The 18,909-nt window shown below is 44.1% G+C and carries 13 protein-coding genes and 1 pseudogene; 12 read left to right on the top strand and 2 right to left on the bottom strand.

The genetic code is table 11. The features are described from left to right. The first annotated feature begins 3 nt into the window (after nucleotides 1-3). The 10 genes and pseudogenes from F0229_RS07870 to F0229_RS07825 all read left to right on the top strand — a co-directional run bounded on the left by F0229_RS07870 (nucleotide 4) and on the right by F0229_RS07825 (nucleotide 13,256). Nucleotides 4-2,235, top strand: a complete 2,232-nt coding sequence (locus F0229_RS07870) for a response regulator (protein WP_171732580.1) — start codon at nucleotides 4-6, stop codon at nucleotides 2,233-2,235. After that, nucleotides 2,210-3,634, top strand: a complete 1,425-nt coding sequence (locus F0229_RS07865; RefSeq protein WP_102428972.1) for a TolC family protein — start codon at nucleotides 2,210-2,212, stop codon at nucleotides 3,632-3,634. The genes F0229_RS07870 and F0229_RS07865 overlap by 26 nt, the downstream gene beginning before the upstream one ends. Next, complete coding sequence (locus F0229_RS07860) at nucleotides 3,624-5,210, top strand: ABC transporter transmembrane domain-containing protein (RefSeq protein ID WP_017060462.1); 1,587 nt, start codon at nucleotides 3,624-3,626, stop codon at nucleotides 5,208-5,210. Before F0229_RS07865 ends, F0229_RS07860 begins: the two co-directional genes overlap by 11 nt. Further along, nucleotides 5,207-7,345 (top strand): ATP-binding cassette domain-containing protein, encoded by a 2,139-nt coding sequence (locus F0229_RS07855; protein WP_136975020.1) that lies wholly within the window; start codon nucleotides 5,207-5,209, stop codon nucleotides 7,343-7,345. The genes F0229_RS07860 and F0229_RS07855 overlap by 4 nt, the downstream gene beginning before the upstream one ends. 108 nt (nucleotides 7,346-7,453) lie before the next feature. Further along, nucleotides 7,454-7,828 (top strand): hypothetical protein, encoded by a 375-nt coding sequence (locus F0229_RS07850; protein ID WP_017060464.1) that lies wholly within the window; start codon nucleotides 7,454-7,456, stop codon nucleotides 7,826-7,828. A 213-nt stretch (nucleotides 7,829-8,041) separates the two neighbouring features. Continuing rightward, the gene (locus F0229_RS07845) at nucleotides 8,042-11,245 is read left to right on the top strand and encodes a response regulator (RefSeq protein ID WP_171732579.1); all 3,204 of its coding nucleotides are present in this window, start codon (nucleotides 8,042-8,044) and stop codon (nucleotides 11,243-11,245) included. Between the two features lie 10 nt (nucleotides 11,246-11,255). Beyond that, nucleotides 11,256-11,732: a hypothetical protein gene (locus tag F0229_RS07840; RefSeq protein WP_171732578.1), complete on the top strand. Its 477-nt coding sequence runs from the start codon at nucleotides 11,256-11,258 to the stop codon at nucleotides 11,730-11,732. Nucleotide 11,733: 1 nt separating this feature from the next. Beyond that, entirely contained in the window at nucleotides 11,734-12,825 is a 1,092-nt protein-coding gene (locus F0229_RS07835; RefSeq protein ID WP_171732577.1) for a porin, read from the top strand. A 16-nt stretch (nucleotides 12,826-12,841) separates the two neighbouring features. After that, nucleotides 12,842-13,048, top strand: a pseudogene (locus F0229_RS07830) (gamma-glutamyltransferase); the annotation flags it as partial. Beyond that, the gene (locus F0229_RS07825; RefSeq protein ID WP_171732576.1) at nucleotides 13,017-13,256 is read left to right on the top strand and encodes a hypothetical protein; all 240 of its coding nucleotides are present in this window, start codon (nucleotides 13,017-13,019) and stop codon (nucleotides 13,254-13,256) included. The pseudogene F0229_RS07830 and the gene F0229_RS07825, both read left to right, overlap by 32 nt. A gap of 147 nt (nucleotides 13,257-13,403) precedes the next feature. Here F0229_RS07825 and F0229_RS07820 read toward each other — a convergent pair whose 3' ends face one another. Both F0229_RS07820 and F0229_RS07815 read right to left on the bottom strand, forming a co-directional pair. Further along, nucleotides 13,404-14,462 (bottom strand): HEAT repeat domain-containing protein, encoded by a 1,059-nt coding sequence (locus F0229_RS07820; protein ID WP_017060468.1) that lies wholly within the window; start codon nucleotides 14,460-14,462, stop codon nucleotides 13,404-13,406. 87 nt (nucleotides 14,463-14,549) lie between these two features. Next, a complete protein-coding gene (locus F0229_RS07815) occupies nucleotides 14,550-15,881 on the bottom strand; it encodes an anaerobic sulfatase maturase (protein WP_171732575.1) in 1,332 nt (443 codons plus the stop codon). 137 nt (nucleotides 15,882-16,018) lie between these two features. Between F0229_RS07815 and F0229_RS07810 the strand changes: the two genes are divergently transcribed. Both F0229_RS07810 and F0229_RS07805 read left to right on the top strand, forming a co-directional pair. Beyond that, a complete protein-coding gene (locus tag F0229_RS07810; protein ID WP_017060470.1) occupies nucleotides 16,019-16,807 on the top strand; it encodes an SUMF1/EgtB/PvdO family nonheme iron enzyme in 789 nt (262 codons plus the stop codon). Between the two features lie 165 nt (nucleotides 16,808-16,972). After that, nucleotides 16,973-18,655, top strand: a complete 1,683-nt coding sequence (locus F0229_RS07805) for an alkaline phosphatase family protein (protein ID WP_017069461.1) — start codon at nucleotides 16,973-16,975, stop codon at nucleotides 18,653-18,655. Nucleotides 18,656-18,909: the final 254 nt, after the last annotated feature.

Genomic DNA, 18,909 nt, shown 5'->3' with positions numbered 1-18,909 from the left:
TCAATGAGCGGTAAACCTTCGTACAATATTTCCATACCCGCCCTACGTCTAAGCATACTATTTAGCGTGGTATTGGCTGCGCTCGCTTTCTATTTATACTTTTCTTGGTCAAAAATAGATTCAGTCGCACAAGTGCAAAGCGCCCCACTGCTCATACAAGCCCAGAAGCTTAATCAGACCATAGAACAAGATATTCAAACTCTGCAACAGTGTTTAAGTACCAACACTTGCGGCACTAACGAATTCAACCTGGTTAACTTGAAGCTTGAAATTGATGAATTTCGCTCTTTAGCCTCGTTGAACAAAACCGAGTTCAGCTTGGTTGGGGCAACTGAATACACACAACTGGAATTGGCGATTAATCGTTTCTCCGATAGCGCAAAAACACGTAACGACGTATTAGGCTTGTACCTTTCATTGACCAATAACTATCTGCAGATGGACGACAACTATCGCACCATGTTTAACAACCATGCAAATGACTTAATGTCAGAAAAAAACGAGTTCTTTATCTGGTTGTTTATGGTGGTCGTGATATTGGCTGTGATTACGATTCTATCCAACTCAGTTGCTATGTTGAAGCTAAAGAAATCCAGTTCTAACGAACGCGAAATCGACTATGAATTCGATGCCCTGTATCAAGAGCTGAAGCAGCTAGATTTACAACGTCTTGAAGAGCTTCTTAATGAAGTTAGCATCAACCCCAAGCAGCGTCAGATTTACTCTCATCTCAAACTTATTTTCAGTAAATTAGAAGACCAAAAGCGCAATAACGATCTCTACAAACAGTTGTATGCGCTGATCGGTTATGAGATTCGCGGAATTACAAACACCATCAACGGTGGCGTCCAATATCTGGTTCAAGAAACCGATGAAAACGGCGTGTTGATGGCGAACGATATTACCTCTGCGTGTAGCACACTATCTGAGTTAGCAGAAAACTATAATCGCTTGATATCACAGGGTACGGAAAGCAAGTCGAAAGAGTTCTCTTTACTGAGTGTGTTATCTGAATTAATGATTCATATCAGTGCCAAAGTACAACGTAATGAAAGCCAACTTGACTGTTTTATCTCTGACAACTTACCCAATCGTGTAGAAGGTCAATCCACCAGCTTGTTCTGGATATTGTTCCTGCAGCTTTCCAATGCCATTCAACTCAAATCAAATAAGAAACTGTTTGTAACGATTGAATCGGGTGCGGCTTCAGACATGGAAAATACCCGTGTCACCATCAACCTCAACTTCTTATCAACACTGGATGTTTCTGTTGCCAAGCTCAACAAACTCCATTGGAGCGCACACAAAGACCATACAGCCAGCACAGATGACTTAGCGAAAAGCGTTCTGAAGGATTACGGATATTACGAGAGCCACTGGTTCCAGTCAGGGGCTCAGGAACGTTTTCAGATCGAGCTTGATCTTAAGGCTAAGAACTTCCACACAGAGAAAACTCGCTTTGATGGCAAGCGTTTACTCTTGTGTGCTAATACTCAAGTTCGCATCGATGTGATGAAGAAAATGCTCAGTAACTTGGGGCTTGATATCACCGAGATTCGCACTGCAAATGAGCTTTTCTCAGCGGCGAAAACGTTCGGTGATTACGATGCGATTATGCTCACCGATACCTTTGAACCCAACAAGCTGCCGTCGTTGAGCAAGACGGTGAAATCTCAGCTTAAGAACCACCCAAATACCAAGTTACTGTTGTCAGTGACCAACACTCAGCAAGCACAAGAGTGTCATAGCTTCGTCGACAAAATCATCAACGCTCCTGCTATCCCTTACGAGTTCATTCCAAACCTACTCACCATTATGGAAGCGGAAGCATCGGAAGAACAGATGGAAAACAGCTCATTCCTTATCGTAGAGGATGACCGAGTTCAACAAATTTTACTGAAACGAATCTTGACCAAACAAGAATATGAACCAGACATGGTTGGCGATGGCGCCGATGCCGTGAAGCACTTTATGAACAAGCGTTCTGACATCATCTTCATGGATTGCATCATGCCGGGTATGGGTGGCATCGAAGCCACAAAACGCATTCGCCAATTCGAACAAGAAAACGATAAAAACCCTTGTACCATCATAGGTGCAACCGCATTGACCAGCAGTAACGAACACCAGGCTTGTATTGAGGCCGGAATGGATTACGTGATCAGCAAACCTTATAAAAGCGACCAAATCATCAAGGTGATCAACAAGTATGTGGCGGTACAAAAACTTAACTAGCAGCATCATGGCTGCGCTTGTATTAAGCACGACACCTTCAGCATCGGCGACTACCCTGCTTGAAGCGGTAGAGCTCGGCCTGCAAAACAGCCTGTCTCTTCGCGCTAGTGATAAGGGCGTGGAAGAAAACGAGTACAACATTGGTATCAGTCGCTCTAAGTTTCTGCCTTCACTCAATGGTGCTGCCGATACCACATGGAATGAAAATGAAACCTTGCTATCAAGTGTGCCTGATGAAACTTCAAGCTATAACTCGAACAGCTACAGCCTTTCCCTTTCTCAATCGATCTTCAATCTGGGCGATATTTTCAAATATGGGACGGCAAAGCTCGACTTCAACATTGAAGAGATTAAACACGAGAACAAAATCCAAAGCACTATTTCAGAAATCGGCTCTCAATACTTTGAGTATTTGAAAAACAACGCACAAATTAAAGCGACCAAGGTAGAGCTTAAGTCGTCTGAGACGCGTGAACATCAGATGCGACGCAATGTGGAACTCGGCAATACAGCCGCCAGTGAGCTTTACGAAGTGATTGCTCAGAAAGAAGGTGTGTCGAATCGATTGAGAACCTTGCAGAAAGACCGTCGCGTCATTCTCAACGGGCTATCGATTCAGATTCAATACCCTATCACTCCGTCTCAAGATATCTACGAAAGTGTGCCTTTAAAAGAGATAAACGAAACCGAACAACGATCAATCATGGATCAAGCGTTAAAGCTCAACAACGACTTGTTAGTGGCTAAGAAAAACGTCGAGAGAAGCCGCAGAAGCTTAAAAGAGAGCGGTTCGAACTTCTTACCGACCGTATCGCTTTCAGCCAGCTATCGACACGATGACGCCAATAACTTCGACAAAACCGACATTACAGCGACAGGCGAAAGTAACTCAACCAGTGTTGGGTTAAACCTAGCAGTTCCTATCTTGTCTGGTGGCTCTGATTACTACGGCTATCAAAAATCATCGACGGCCATCGAACGTACTGAGCTGCTTTACCAAGATTCGCTTTACACCACACGTAACAGTGTGAATACCTCCGTGCTCAACATTAACGATTTCTCCCAGTCTATAAGCAGTTACGAAAACATCATTCGCGCCAACTACGCGTCTTATAAAGGGATCCAAAGAGCCTACCAATTGGGCACGCGTACTATCACCGACTTGCTGGCGGCGGAAAGTAAACTATTCAGCGCCTTAAGAGACTACGAAAGCGCACGATACGACTACATCATCGAGACCATCAAGCTTGAGCAAATTAAGGGAATACTCTCAATTCAATCTATCGAAAGCGTGATGCAATTAATGAGCGATATTGAGGGACGAGACAATCAAGATTTGGTGCCTAAACATCTTCTCTCAACGGAGTCGTTGAGGAAAGGAGGTCGCAATGCAAACTGAGCAGTTTTCGCAAAAGATCAACATGGCAGATAAGTGTTATCTGACTTTCTCAACGATAATATCAACCCTGTTTGGTTTGGTACTGCCCTTCTCCATTCTGATCATTTTTGACCGAGTGTTACCCAACCAAGCACAAGATACTCTGTTCTTATTGTTCGCGATTATCTTGATTTCTATCTTCCTCGACTATCACTTAAAAAATCAGGAAGAGAAGATTTCCTCTGTCATCATGAGGCAGTTTGAGACCAACTTAACCAATAAGGTATTTCAATCCATCTGTTTGGCGGAAATCTCTAAGTTCCGACGTTTGGAGCCAGGCGAATACCTAGAACGAATCTCAACCATTCCTGAATTGAAAACCTTCTTTGGTGGCGAATCGGTTCGAGCGCTTATCAACCTTGCCGTCAGCGTGATCACTATCCTCATCATAGGACTCATCAACATATGGGCTGGCATTACCCTTCTGATTGCCTCTGTCATCTTGGCTATTTTTGCGTGGAGCCTTTCCAAACAAAAGATTGGTAGTTTGCAGAATAAGTCAGACATCGAAGGGTTAACTACCTCCAAAATCATTGAGATCATCTCTAGCCCGCTTGATATCAAAGCTCGAAATATGGAATACCGCGTTGAAAGCCTGATGACACAAATGGTCGAAGAGCGCGAAGTTGAGAACATCAAATATGAGCAGATTGAATCTAACTTCAGCCTAATATTGGCGCTCATCCAACAGCTTTCTATAGCTTGTGTTGTTGTGGTACTGGCAACGGCCGTTATCAATATGGAATCTAGCCAAGGCATCATGGCCGCGATCATCATGCTAACCAACCGTTATTTTGCGCCTTACCAACAAGTGATGCGCACCGCGAGCCGTTGGGAGTTAAACAAACTCCATATTCAGCGTATCGTTGACCTCCTTGAATTGGCCGCCTCTGTTGAACACCAACATGAAACAACAGAAGTAGAACGTATCTCGGTTAAGTATTCTGAAAAGCAGCGTATCGAGTTCGAACTCGGACAAGCCTATTTGCTGACAGGGAAAAGTGGTTCAGGTAAGACCCACCTCGCTAACTGTATTACGCGTCAGAACAGTGATAGCAAACTAGATATCATGATTAACGACACGCCTTTGGATGACGTCAATTACAACGTTTGGCGTAACAGTGTTCTGATGGTTGATAAGACCAGTTCGTTCGTAGAAGGGACGATTATCGATAACCTCACCTGTTTCCGCCCAAGCTTGAATAACACGGCGTTTGCACTGTGTGAAACCATGAACATCAAAGCCCAAATTGATGGGCTTCCTGCCGGTTTTTATACAGAACTCAAAGGCCATATGCGTAACCCATTCTCACGCCAAGTTGGCTACGCCCTATTATTAGTTCGCGCCCTGCTCGCCAGTAAGCGCGTATTGATATTTGATGACATCGACTGTGTGTTTGATGAGGAATTTGCACGAATGGTTCTCACCAGTACGGCTTATCGAGCCAACGACAAAATCTTGATCATCGCCAGTAATAAAATGGACAAGCTTAACCATCGCCTCAAACGCGTAAAACTTACCGGAGGTGACCAATGAGTATCTTAGTCGACTTCAATAATGTACCGCAACGTGTCTTGGATTTTGAATCCAGCGGATACGACGAACGTTACAGTCAATCGCCACTTATCCGCGGTTTGGCCTACACCTTGATAGCACTCGAATGGGAAGGCACACCCGCGATACTCAGCGATGCTTTTATTCCGAAACACAAAGACAGCGACAGCTTTACAGCAACCATAGAGCGTCTTGGGTATCGCTGTGATGTGACCAAATTAAAGACACTCGAGAATATAGATAAACACCCTCAGCCATGCTTTATTGAAATAGAGAATCTAAGTGCGATTTTCTTAGGCACCAAAGATGGAAAGTTGCTGCTGTTTGATTACACGAACAACAACACCATTGAATACCCAATGTGCAAAAAGCCCTGTTTGCTGATTGCGATTAGCGAATATTCTCGTCTGTTCCGCGAGCCACCTCCGGAATCGCAAGACAGAAGCAATTGGATTAAATACGCTTTCTATCGTTATAACAATGAACTTAAAAGCCTGATCATTCTCAGCTTCGTCATCAGTATTCTCGGTGCATTGCAGCCATTCTTTATTATGAGTGTATATAACTTCGCACTGACTTCGAGCTCCGAAGCCACACTCTATTGGCTAACCTTATTCGCCATTATTGTCGGCTTCTCTGAATACTTCTTTAAGAAAATGCGGGTCAACATCATTGCCACTTCCGGTAAAGACCTCGCCGTGCACATCTCGCAAGCCGTTATATCTAAATTGCTTTGGCTACCCTATGCGATGACATCTACTGCTGGGGTCTCTTCTCAGCTAGCACGTTTGAAAGATATCGATACCTTCCGACGCTTGGTGACTGCCGAATCGACGCTCAGCTATTTTGATATGCCGTTTGTGATCGTATTTATCATCGCCATTGCTCTGATGTCTGGTACAGCGGCATTAGTGGTGATGGGTGGTTTAATCCTGATGTTAGTGTTCTGTATTTACTCTCGCTATATCTACTCGCAAGCCACATCCAAAAGTTCGCGCGCCAATGCGATGGTCTCGTATCAATGGAACGAAATCCTTCGTGGTATCAAAACAATCCAAGGCCTGCCTTTACTTCGTGTCGTTCAATCTCGATTCAGTGCATCGCATATGCAAAGCACCAGCGATGCAGAGAACGTTGCCGTGACTAACAGTAAGATTCAGGCCGCTGGTGGCAGTTTGATTCAAGTGATTGGTACAGCAAGTATCGTGACCGCGGTAATCGGCGTGATGGAAGGTACTTCTGATGCGGGTGCCATGCTCGCAACCGTTATTTTGGTTTGGAAAGCGTTAGGCCCAATCATGGGTATCTATAACTCAATTTCCAAGTTCCAATCGATCAAGGCTTCATCAGCACAGATAAACAACCTGATGTCGATGAATGACGACAAATTGACCTTAGAAAAAAGCCCACCTATTCGCCTGTTCCAAGGAAGCATTGTGGGCAGCGGTGTCAGTCACCGATATGCAGGAGCGGCGACCGGCTTAACCAACCTTGGTTTCAAAGTGCCACCCAGTGCCAAAGTGGTCATTTGTGGCCCTACGGGCTGCGGTAAAACCACCTTAATTTCAATCATTGCTGGGTTAGAAGACCGCTATCAAGGCGCTGTATCTGTCGATGGTTACAACATTAAACAGTTCAATAGCTACCGTTATCGCACGTCGATTAACTACATCCCTTTCAATTTGCATATTTTTGAAGGCTCACTTGAGACCAACTTCATTTTACACAACGGACTGATTCCAACAGACAAGATGCAAGAGATGATCAGCTTCTTCGAATTAGATGAATGGCTTCCGGAAGGCTTGGCTACTCAGTTAAGCGTGGATAAATGCAAAAGTCTTCCGAATGGAATTCAACAAAAACTGCGTCTGGCACTTGGCCTAGGTAACTGTGAGCAATCTCTGATTATCATTGATGAACCGTTCAACGGTGCAGAGCAAGAAAACGCTCAATACTTTAATCGCCTGTTCTCCGATAAATTGTTGAATAAGACCGTGATTTTTTCGACTAACGACCCTGGTTTGATCGCAACATCAAACATGAGTTTAGTGTTAGAGCCGGATGGAAATTTGAAATATTTTGGCTTAACAGACAAATACTTAAACAGCTTAAGCTAAAACCTCAACGCTTAATCACAATTCGCTATTTAGGGAAATGGATATAATTGACAAATTCATAAGCGAGAGGGATGATTCGCCCCAATACCACAGGTAACAAGGAAGAATATGTACACATTCGTTGCAGACAAGCTTGATGTAGCTTACTTATCCGCAATTCCTGAAAACCACCAACTTCAGGAGTGCGATGTACCTGAAGAAGAGATGGAGCTTCGAGAGATCGTTGAGGTTTGGTATGAGTCTGCCTTCCTACCCGCTTTCAATCTTCAGAAAATAGACATTGAGAACAAAGCAGAGCTCACCATCGTACAAATGCACGTATTCAGCAATGATACGAGCACACTCGCCTTCCTACTAAAAAACAGAGTGTATCGCGCCGCACTTAACAGAATGCTCGGTATTTGGACATTAGAACCCTCTGCAAAAACCGTATTAGAGCAACTTCTTTTCGAATTAAGCCTCGATAACAATCGTCCTCATTAGTAAGCTTTTTAAGTGATTCATCAATAAGCATAAAATTAAACAAACTGCCAAACGCTATAAATTACTAATAAAAGAACGCATTTCAAAATAAGCTCTGGAATCACAAGAACTTATACCTCTCCCACACTTACGTAAAATTTACCGTTTCAAAGTTTCCATATCGGCATTTTTATTCTACTGTTTTTATATAATGACAGTTGGATGGATCCTTATATGGCGATTACGGTTTGGAATAACCTTTCAGTCAAACATAAACTCTTTGGCTTAGTTCTACTTCCCATTTCATTATTACTCTTCCTAGCAGGTAGACAGGCTTATATATTAACGACTCAGTTAACCGATTTTGAACGAACCAATCAGTTATCTGTCTATCTTCAAGATATTTCTATTTTGTATAGAAGTACCTTAGCCTCTAGCCCTGAAGAGTTTGCTACTCAAAGCAACCAAGTAAAGGCAGAACTTAAAAACCTGTCTCCCATCATTTTTTTAGACGCATCTGGTGAAATGAATCAACTTGTTGCCGATTTCAGCGAAGCGACCTTATCGACGATGCAAGTGACTGACACTTACGATAAATTGGATGCCCTCGAATGGCAGAGCGATTTATACAAGCAACTGTTACTTGAAGTAGAGAAAGTCCCTTTTGAAAACACTAAACGTGAAATTCAACAGCACCTCACTGCCCTTCAACAACTTGAGTGGTTGATGTTTTGGTCGAACGAAGAGTTCAAGCTTGGTAGTTCACTGATTGAGATCTTCCAAATCAGCCAAGAGTACGACCCAGAACTCGCCGAACAGATCAAAACCTTGAGTGAAAGACAGCAATTGTTCTTAGAGCGCTTTGTTTCATTGAACGCCAACGAACATCAAGTTTCTTTGATGGTTGAAGTGTTTCGAAATGATGTGTTTGCTCAAAGCCAAGAGATAAGAAGCGCGCTACTCGACCTAAATACAATCAGCCAACTGACGCCACAAGAAGTGTCTGTCGGCTTAGAAGCGATGAGCGCACGGCTCAACTTATTACAAAGCCTTGGCGGCGTAATCAAGCAAGAGTTTCAACAAGAAGTTGAGCAAGCCATCTATGACGCGCAAATACAACGAACCCTGTTTATTTCAATCGTCGCTTTGCTGGCAGCGATTGTTATGGGTTTAACTCTTAGCTTGGCGAGACAAGTCACTAACAACCTTAATTTGGTGTTAGCTTTCTTAAAAAGCGAAAATGATGACACGCGCCCTTCTTTAGATAAATTAATCCAAGGTAAAGATGAACTCAGTCTGTTTGCTCAGCAAGTTGAACGATTGACCATCGAACGAGAGCTCGCGAAAGAGAGATTGACGGTAGCAAAAGAAGACGCAGAGAGAGCCAAAGAGGATGCCGAACACGCGAAAGACAACGCAATACAAGCCAGCAAAGCAAAAAGTAGCTTCTTGGCCAACATGTCTCATGAAATTCGCACCCCGCTCAATGGTGTTATTGGTATTTCGGAAATCCTCGCAGATACGCCGCTTACACCGACACAACGTGACTATGTTGATACGATCGAAACTTCATCCCAACTGCTCCTTAGCTTAATCAACGATATCTTAGACTTCTCTAAAATTGAGTCTGGCATGCTATTAATCAGCCCGCATTCTGCATCGATTAGAGAGTCGATATACGACATCGCCTCTATTGTGGCACCAAAAGCGAAAGAACAAAGAATATCGATTAACGTTGATATCAGCCCAGATACACCAGCACGCGTGATGATAGACGATCACCGTTTAAGACAGATCTTGATGAACTTTATGTCGAATGCGGTGAAGTTTACGGCTGAAGGTGGCGTCACATTATCAATTCAAACGCTCAACAAAGCAGATAACAATGCCACCATTCGATTTGCTGTACGAGATACGGGTATTGGTATCGATTCACTGCAACAAAAACAGATATTTGAACCATTCGCTCAAGAAGACGATTCAACCACACGTCAATTTGGTGGTACTGGTCTTGGTCTAGCCATCAGTACACAGTTGGTAGAGCTGATGGGTGGTCAAATTCAACTCGACTCCGTCAAAGGTGAAGGAAGCTGTTTCTACTTCGACTTGGTATTGCCTGTTGACTTGATACTGCCAAAACCAAGTACAGCAACGGCTGATATTTATGTGCTGGGTAACGAAAACATGCTCTCCGAGCGAATCGAGTCCGACCTTAACCTTTATGGTTTGAAGGTTACCGATAAAACGAATGATATAACGGCAATTACAGAGCAGCTCTCCACTCAAAAACACACTAAACCTATTACTGTTGTTTTCGCCGAAGATGACGCATTCCTAGCTAATACCCACGCAGATAACTTAGAAAAGCTGCACCAAAACGGCATCACTATCTGTTTGATACGTTCCTTCTTAAGTGAGCCAGCGAATCTTGGTGACAGCGTTACTGCACAAGTCACACAGCCCCTACTCGGCTTGCGTTTAATTAAAGCTATTGAGCTTTGTGATACACGAGGTTTGGCGGAACTATCAGAAGCAAGCCAGACATCAGTCGAGATCCAACACAAAATCCTCATCGTTGAAGACAACAAGATCAACCAAAAAATTGCTGGTCTTCATGTCGGTAAAAGTGGTTTTGAATTCGAGTTCGCTAATAATGGTCAAGAAGCTGTGGACATGTTCACCGCTAATCCTCATTACGCGGTGATACTCATGGACTGCATGATGCCGGTTATGGATGGCTTTGATGCAACAAGCAACATCCGAAGAATTGAAAAAGAAACAGAAGCGACGCGACGCATCCCTATCATTGCATTGATCGCCAGTGTCATCGATGACGATATTCAGAGGTGTTTCGACGTTGGTATGGATGACTATGTACCAAAACCATTCAAGTTCGAAATGCTTAAAGAGAAAGTACTCACCGCGGTAGAAACTATGCCACTACCAGCTTCCTATAAAGCTCAACCTAAGAAACAACCTGCAACTGTCACTCCAATTATCAACGGGGCTGCGACCAAACGTACTTTGCCTGAAGAAGCGGAACAAAACGCAATTCCGAGCAAATCAGAGAGAATCTTGCTAGTCGAAGACAACCGCGTCAATCAAAAAGTAGCTTCTATCATGCTGAAGAAGGCCGGATATGCCTTTGAAATTGCAGACAACGGACAAATTGCCGTTGATATGTACCAGAACGACAGTAGCTTCGACATTATTTTGATGGATTGCATGATGCCTGTTATGGACGGTTTCACGGCAACTAAGGAGATTCGAGAACACGAGAAAAACCAAGGCTTAAGCAAAACTCCTATTATCGCGTTAACCGCTAGTGTTATCGATGATGATATTCAAAAGTGCTTTGATTCCGGAATGGATGGATACGTAGCGAAGCCCGTAAGAAAAGAAAAGCTATTCCATCAAATAGAAAGTGCGACTTGTTAGGAGATACCTCATGGATTGGATTAGAACAATAAAAACACTTCCCCGCAGAGTCATGTTGCCAGTCTCGGTAGGGCTATTAGGAAGCTTGCTTTTTCTAAGCCCTGCTCACGCCGCTGAAGATTATGCCATATTTTCTTTAGACTCCGGATTTGAAGAGATATCAATAAACAAAGCACGAAAGCTCTATAGAGGGAAAACTAAGCACCTCAATGGCAAACGTGTTGAACTGTCTGATTGGCCTGAGAACAGTGCCGAAAGAGAGGACTTTTATCAGCTTTTGCTTGGAAAAAATGCCGCTCAAATGAATGCACACTGGGCTGGTTTATCTTTTTCAGGAAAAGCGCGTTATCCAAGAGAAATCAAAACGGCGTCAACCGACAGCTTAGTCGACTGGCTTGATGACAAACCAAACCGTATTGGTTACTCCCCACTCTCTTCGGTTCCTCAAAATGCCAACGTTCTCTACGTTATAAGTTCGGAGAAATAATATGAAAAGAATAATTACGTCAGTGTTATGTGCCTCAATGGCCTCTCCGGCTTTTGCGAATATCGAACTTACCGATAATTTATCCTTGAGTGGCTTTGGCTCAACGTCTTGGGCAACATCGGATAACGATAATCCATTAATCATCAACCGCGGTTTTACTGATGAGAGCTGTTACGACTGTGATACCACATTTGGTGTTCAACTCGATTACTTCTACAACTCATTCAAAGCTTCCGTGCAAGTCGTCAAGCCACCCCAATATGATTGGAGTGAGCCGCAGCTAGAGTGGGCTTACTTAGGTTATGAATTTAATGACTTTGATGTCAGCATTGGTCGATTACGACTGCCACTGTTCCTTGCCTCTGAGTACTACTATGTAGGCCAAGCCTATATAACCGCGAGGCCACCTACAGAGGTGTATAACAGCGTTCTCGGAATCACAGCTTTCAATGGCATAAAAGTGAGCTGGACTCACGATGTCAGTGACGAAGCTACTCTTTTACTTACTCCGTTTATCGGCATAAAAGATAAAAATGACGTAGATTTCAACTCGACTACAAAACTGGAATTTGAAACCAATCGCATGTTCGGTGCCAATCTTCAATTGAGCGGTGAAAACTATCGTTGGAACTTGTCATTCCTCGACTCCAATTTTGATCAAACCGTTTCTGGCACGATTACAATCCCTGGGACTTCGATAACAGCTCCATTCAGTAGCAAACAAGACAACCAACACATTCAACTTTGGTCGTTAGGTGTTGAGTATGAATTAGGTCAAGCGGTGCTTGCAAGTGAAGGACAGATCAGTGACATCTCGTCCTCGATGTACGCTAGTTTGGGCTACAGACTAGATTTATTCACTCCATACGTCGTTTACGGAGCAGAGTTTGATTCTCACGAACACCTAACAGGAAACAGCTACCTAATTGGTGTGGATTACGATGTGTTACCTAACGTCTCCATCAATGGCGAAGTGCAATATTTTGAGGCTCGTAAAGCAAACGGTGCCTTTGTTGAGAATTTCAATGCACTTACTGGTTTTGATGACAAAGATGCCGTCCTTTATACGATCATGTTGAGTTTCGTCTTCTAACCCGAATCCTTTTCCAATTACGCCAGACGAAACTGGCGAAGAGTTTATGGTAAGTGCAACGAATCCATATGTAAGCAGCACTGGGTATTCGGTACTCAAGCAAGGAGGTAATGCAGTCGATGCAATGGTGGCGATGCAGATGACAATGTCGGTGGTTGAACCGGATATGACTGGGATTGGCGGCGGTACTTTTGCGCTGTTTTACCAAAAAGACAAAGACCAAGATTGATCGCACCAAACCTTATGACCCAACGGGTTTGCTCGTCGAAAAGAAAACCTACGCCGAAATGTTAGTACCAGAGTTCATGCAGATCGGTTATCCGGTGCATGTCATTCCAGTCGTCAGTGGCTTGAATGCCATTGATGTCAAAGATGGCAAGATCTATGGCGCGACCGACAGACGCCGTGCATCAAGCTCTATGGGTGAATAATAAAACGAAATGGGCAAGTAACAGGCTTGCCCTTATTTTGTCTTTAGTTGCTTGAACCTCGTCTAAGCAGTTCATGGATGCGAAAAAGCCAGTCGAACGTGTCGACTGGCTTTTCATTATAGGCTTCGCTAATTACTCATTAGGATATTATGAGCTTGGCGCTACTCGTTTATCTTTCAACTGATCAATAACATAGTCAGGAGCTACTTTACCTAGCTCACCTAAGCAATCATCGGTCTTTTCATTTCCGTAGCGCACATAGATATCGCATACCGCGTATAGCTGCTCTGGAGAACCAGAGATCAAATATGCTTTCTCGAACGATTTAGTCGACTTGTCGATATCCAACTCTTCTTGTAATACCCCATTTAGGTACCAGTAGTAGCTGTTATCTTTCGCTAGCTTCGCAGCCACTTCAATCTCTTTGGCTGCCGCAGTTTTGTCTTCAAGGCGAACCAGAGTCAACGATTTCGAATAATGCAGAGCGGCGTTGTTTGGCACGCTCTCCAAACCACGATCTAATACTTCGACTGCTTGCTTATCTTTGTTCTGAGCTCGAAAATTATCTGCGTAGCTCAACCAAACTTGCGCTTCTTTTGGATGCGTATTGATCAGCTCTAGATAAACCGTTTCCGCCTTATCCCAGTCATTGTGCCAACGAAGCACATCAGCAAACAGTAATTGGTACTTTTCAGATTCTTGCGTTTCCAAGAAGCTAATAAGCTCTATGACTGGTGGTTCAATTTGTGCTTTCTGCTCGTCATCCAATGCATTGAAGTCACGGACTAGGTTTGACGTTGCCGTATGGCGAACCATGGTATCGCTGTCTTTTAGCAAGGGGGAAACTAACGCCCAGCGATGTTCAAGTTGGTAAGGTTCAGAACCGATAACCGCCGCTTCACGAACTTCAGGGTTTTGATCTTTTAAGCCTCTTGCCACCGCCACCAGCGCATTTTGGCTTGGATATGAAGCAAGCTCTTGCAGTGCACCAGTACGATTTTCAACAGATTGATTCTGATCTTGTGCCATGTAAGACAACTGTTGAATGCGGGTTTGAGTGTCCGTCATTTCAAGCACTTGATTGATATTTTGTGCTGGCGCGTCAACCGTTTGTTGAACGCTATTCGCAGCCATCGCAGACGTTGAAATTAATGCGGACGTTGAAATCAATAAAGCAACAGCCGTCGCTAAACTCTTCTTCATCATAGTATTACCTTAAACTGGAGAACTTAGCCTGTCCTTAGACTCGTATCTGATTAAATTTATCTTGGACCTGTTGATCCAAAGAACGAGTTAAAACTTGGTCTCGAATGTAGCTTGTTGCGCCTGTTTTGCTCGATGCGCCATCAATACTGAGTCGCTGAATTTACCATGAGCAACCGGATGCCCCATCGCGCGAGCGATGTACGCCATCGACTTATCGACATGAGAAAAGAACTTATGCCAACCTGCACATAAGTAGTTCAAGCCCGGTTCGCCTGCACGAGTTTTGATAAAGCGGTTCTTAGGGCACTCACCATGACAAGCGAACTTGTAATCACACTGCTGACATTGACTGGTCAGTGTACGGGATTTAGCAAAACCAAACTTTTGCTGTGGTGCGCTGTACGCCAAATCATCAAGTTTCTCGTGATGAATATTGCCAATCTTGTATTCAGGGTAAACATAATGGTCGCATGAAAATACGTCGCCATTTGGCTCCATTGCCAAGCCCTTTCCGCATATCTCATTCAAGGTACACAGTGGGTTCGGACGCCCAATCCATGTTTCTACGCTCGCTTCAAAATACTGAACAAACACCTTGCCGATGTCGTTCTTGGCCCACTCGTCAAACACAGAAATCAAGAAGTTACCCCAAGCCAAGTCCGACACACACCACGATTCCATGATTGAATCTTTATGGCCGGGGATCAGGCGTTTGTCGCCTTGTTTAAGCTGCTCGCTTACTTGGGATGTTTGTGGTGCAACCGTTCGGAACGTTTTCTGTTCAACGATAGGAATAAACTGCATTTGTGGCGACTTCACCACATCACGTAAGAATCGGTACACTTCTAGTGCATTTTGACTGGTCAGGTTGTTAACGCAGGTTAACGTCGCGAATTTCACTTGGTGCTTGTGCAACAGCTCAACAGCCGCCATCACTTGTTTGAATGTGCCACGGCCAGCTCTGTTAACACGATAGGCATTGTGCAGCATTTCGGGACCATCAATACTCAAACCGATCAGGAAGTTGTTCTTCACAAGAAACTCCGCCCAATCATCATTCAGCAAGGTACCATTGGTTTGTAAATCGTTTGAAATCAATACACCTTCAGGTTGGTACTTTTTCTGTAGCTCAACCACGCGTTCAAAATACGCCAAACCTAGCATGGTCGGTTCACCGCCCTGCCATGAGAAGATGATTTCTGCCGTGTTTTGACCTTCGATGTATTGTCGGATGTAGGTTTCTAACGTCTCATCATCCATTCTTGGAGAACTGCCTTTCTTGTACTCCAACAAATCTTGCTTACTTAGGTAGTAACAATATTTACAGTCAATGTTGCATGCTGCGCCAATCGGCTTAGCCATGACATGCAAGCGCTTAGACGCTTTACCGTTATATTGTGGACCTTGAGTAATATGCATGATTTACCTACCTATTTTAGTATTCTGGACCCATCATAATTCCTATTCGAACAGGTGACACGTTATACCCTTTATAACCAATAGGAATGACCTTAAACGTTAGAATTAGACCCTATTTCGAACATCTGAGGCACGTGATGAAATTTCTTAATTACAAACAGTTAGCAACAATTAGCAGCGTCACCATGACTATCCTTCTGAGTGGCTGTGCAAGCGTGCCTACACACCCCATCGCCCAACAAATTGACCAAGAGATGGTGTTGGTTGAAGGCGGCACATTCACCATGGGGTCGAACGGTCCAGAAGCGACCAAAGCAGAGCGTCCTGCACGTAATGTAACTGTAGATAGTTTCTATATTGCGAAGTTTGAGGTGACTCAAGAATTGTTCGAATCGGTGATGGGTTCATCTCTCAGTTATTTCCAAAACCCACAAGTTCCGGTCAATAACCTTAGTTGGCAGCAAGCAAACTATTTTGTTGAGCAGTTGAATGAATTAACGGGTGAAGAATACCGTCTGCCTACTGAAGCTGAATGGGAATTTGCAGCCAAAGGTGGCAATAAAAGTAAAGGCTATACTTACAGTGGTTCCAATAACTTAGATGATGTTGCGTGGTACTCAGCAAATTCTAAAAATAGCGCACATCCAGTCGGGCTAAAGAAACCAAATGAACTAGGCTTATATGACATGACAGGAAACGTGGGCGAGTTTGTTATCGATGCCTTCGATGACACCTTCTACCGATTCGGTCCAACAGACAACCCTAACAACGCAAAACACAGCGACGTCGGTTTATCACACAAATCGGTTCGCGGTGGCAGCTTTGCTTATGACGAAAATGAATCTGAAAGTTACCGTCGTGACTTCGCAAGCCAATCGATCACTATGTCAGATATGGGGCTGCGTTTAGTTAAGGATGTGAACTAGCTAACGAAGCGAACTAACTAAAGATGCCGAAGGTTATGGTTCACTAATCGTCACCAACAATACTAAAAATACGATTCGCACTGCACACACGTTACAAATCTGGCCAAACGTTGGAAACCTGACCAAACATTAGAACTCAGCGGCAACAGTGAATAAGGAAACTCTATGCAATACACCAAGCTTTCAGGACTAACCCTCGCGTTACTCTGCGCTCTCCCAGCTTCAGCTGAGGAAAAGCCAAATCTAGTCCTTCAAATCACGGTAGATGGCCTGCGCGCAGATCTAATCGAACGATATAAGCACAACTTCGGTGAAGGCGGTTTCCGGTACTTAATGGATGATGGTACCTACTACACCAACGCAAACTACCAACATGGCAACACGGAAACGATCGTGGGCCATGTGTCGCTTGCAACAGGTGCTCCACCGAGCGTACACGGCATGGTAGGTAACGTTTGGTATGACCGTAGCGAAGAACGTTTGGTGTATAACGTAGAAGACGGTAACTACCAAATGCTGACCTCTGGTGCAGGTGTCGATAAAGCAACAGAGATCGACCCAACGCAGAAGACAGCACAAGGCGATGGCCGCTCTCCAGAGCCAATACTCTCCACCACGTTTGGTGACGAACTGACGATTTCCAATAGTGGCAAATCAAAAGTATTCGGTGTATCAGTGAAAGACCGCGGCGCAATCTCATTGGCAGGACACAGTGGTAAAGCCTTCTGGTTCTCCAAAGCACAATCGGAGTTTGTCACCAGTAACTATTACTATGACGAGTATCCAGATTGGGTATCACGCTGGAACGAGAAAGCGATTGCTGCTCAGTATTCCAAACAGAAATGGGAGCTCTCATTACCGCGTGATAAATACACGTTGCAAGAACACGATACCGAACACAAAGTGAAACTCGGTGACTTCCAACGCACCTTCCCTCATCCTTATGGCCCGGCAAGTTACAAGTACTACAGCACAACGCTAACCGTCAGCCCTGCTGGTGACGAAATCACGGAAAACTTCGCTAGCACCTTGTTGATGCAAGAGAAGCTTGGCCAAGGCGACGTGACCGATTATCTGTCAGTGAGTTTCTCATCAAATGACTACGTGGTGCACCTTTACGGCCCTGAAAGCCTAGAAACAGAAGACAACCTTATCCGACTTGATAAGACTCTCGCTAAGCTTTTCAAAACCGTGGATAACCAAGTCGGGCTAGAAAACACATTGATTGTGCTGTCTGCCGACCACGGTGTACCTGAATCTTCACCTGCGGCAAATGCGCTTGGTTTCAATCAAGCTCAATACTTCAATAAAGACACACTACTCTCGAGTGGTGTTGAGAAACGATTGAAGGATGAATTTGGTTTAACCAAAGACGCGATTCGCTTGTACGCACAACCTTACATCTATCTGAATCATGATCTGATCGCTGAGAAGAAGCTTGATCTGGCTAAGGTCCAAGAAGCTATTGCGGATGAAATTGCAAAAGTGAAAGGTGTTGCGTTTGCTGTATCAAGTAGTGACATTGCGGCTAACCGAGTACCGGATACGCATGTGATGCAGCTAATTAAAAACAACTACCACCCTGCTCGTTCTGGCGACGTGTACGTAGTATTTGCACCGCGCAGCTACATTAACGACATGGAAGGCCTCCAAATTGCCTCTACACATGGTTCTCCGTGGAAATACGACACTCATGTGCCTGTGATCTTTGCAGGCTACGACGTTGAAGCTAAGAAGGTATCGCGACCAGTGACGCCATATGACATTGCGCCAACGCTTTCGAACAAACTGGGTATCACCCAACCAAGCGGGTCAATCGGAGAAGTGCTGCAAGAGATCACTGAGTAGACTCAATCTCTAAGGTTTCGTGAGCTAGATTTCGAATCCAGCACCCACTCAATAAAAAAGCCGTTTATCTGTTTCTGACTCACTAGGTCGAAACAAATAAGGTTCATCGCGGATTAGCGGGAACTAAAAACAAAAACGGTAGTAAGTGACATGGTTTAGTCGCCAAACAAAAATCATACACAAACTACCGTTTTCATGCCGAATCATACTTTCCTATCTTCATTCTGGGAAGGCTTTCAAATAGTAAAGTCTCA

This window comes from Vibrio sp. AIC-3, assembly GCF_013114515.1.
GTDB lineage: Bacteria > Pseudomonadota > Gammaproteobacteria > Enterobacterales > Vibrionaceae > Vibrio > Vibrio crassostreae_C.
This window is presented reverse-complemented; position numbering and strand designations above follow the sequence as displayed.

What these genes read in the sequence shown, in the direction of transcription:
- F0229_RS07870 (WP_171732580.1), top strand. Translation starts at nt 4, where the DNA reads ATGAGCGGTAAACCTTCGTACAATATTTCCATACCCGCCCTACGTCTA.
- F0229_RS07865 (WP_102428972.1), top strand. Translation starts at nt 2,210, where the DNA reads ATGTGGCGGTACAAAAACTTAACTAGCAGCATCATGGCTGCGCTTGTA.
- F0229_RS07860 (WP_017060462.1), top strand. Translation starts at nt 3,624, where the DNA reads ATGCAAACTGAGCAGTTTTCGCAAAAGATCAACATGGCAGATAAGTGT.
- F0229_RS07855 (WP_136975020.1), top strand. Translation starts at nt 5,207, where the DNA reads ATGAGTATCTTAGTCGACTTCAATAATGTACCGCAACGTGTCTTGGAT.
- F0229_RS07850 (WP_017060464.1), top strand. Translation starts at nt 7,454, where the DNA reads ATGTACACATTCGTTGCAGACAAGCTTGATGTAGCTTACTTATCCGCA.
- F0229_RS07845 (WP_171732579.1), top strand. Translation starts at nt 8,042, where the DNA reads ATGGCGATTACGGTTTGGAATAACCTTTCAGTCAAACATAAACTCTTT.
- F0229_RS07840 (WP_171732578.1), top strand. Translation starts at nt 11,256, where the DNA reads ATGGATTGGATTAGAACAATAAAAACACTTCCCCGCAGAGTCATGTTG.
- F0229_RS07835 (WP_171732577.1), top strand. Translation starts at nt 11,734, where the DNA reads ATGAAAAGAATAATTACGTCAGTGTTATGTGCCTCAATGGCCTCTCCG.
- F0229_RS07820 (WP_017060468.1), bottom strand. Translation starts at nt 14,462, where the DNA reads ATGATGAAGAAGAGTTTAGCGACGGCTGTTGCTTTATTGATTTCAACG.
- F0229_RS07815 (WP_171732575.1), bottom strand. Translation starts at nt 15,881, where the DNA reads ATGCATATTACTCAAGGTCCACAATATAACGGTAAAGCGTCTAAGCGC.
- F0229_RS07810 (WP_017060470.1), top strand. Translation starts at nt 16,019, where the DNA reads ATGAAATTTCTTAATTACAAACAGTTAGCAACAATTAGCAGCGTCACC.
- F0229_RS07805 (WP_017069461.1), top strand. Translation starts at nt 16,973, where the DNA reads ATGCAATACACCAAGCTTTCAGGACTAACCCTCGCGTTACTCTGCGCT.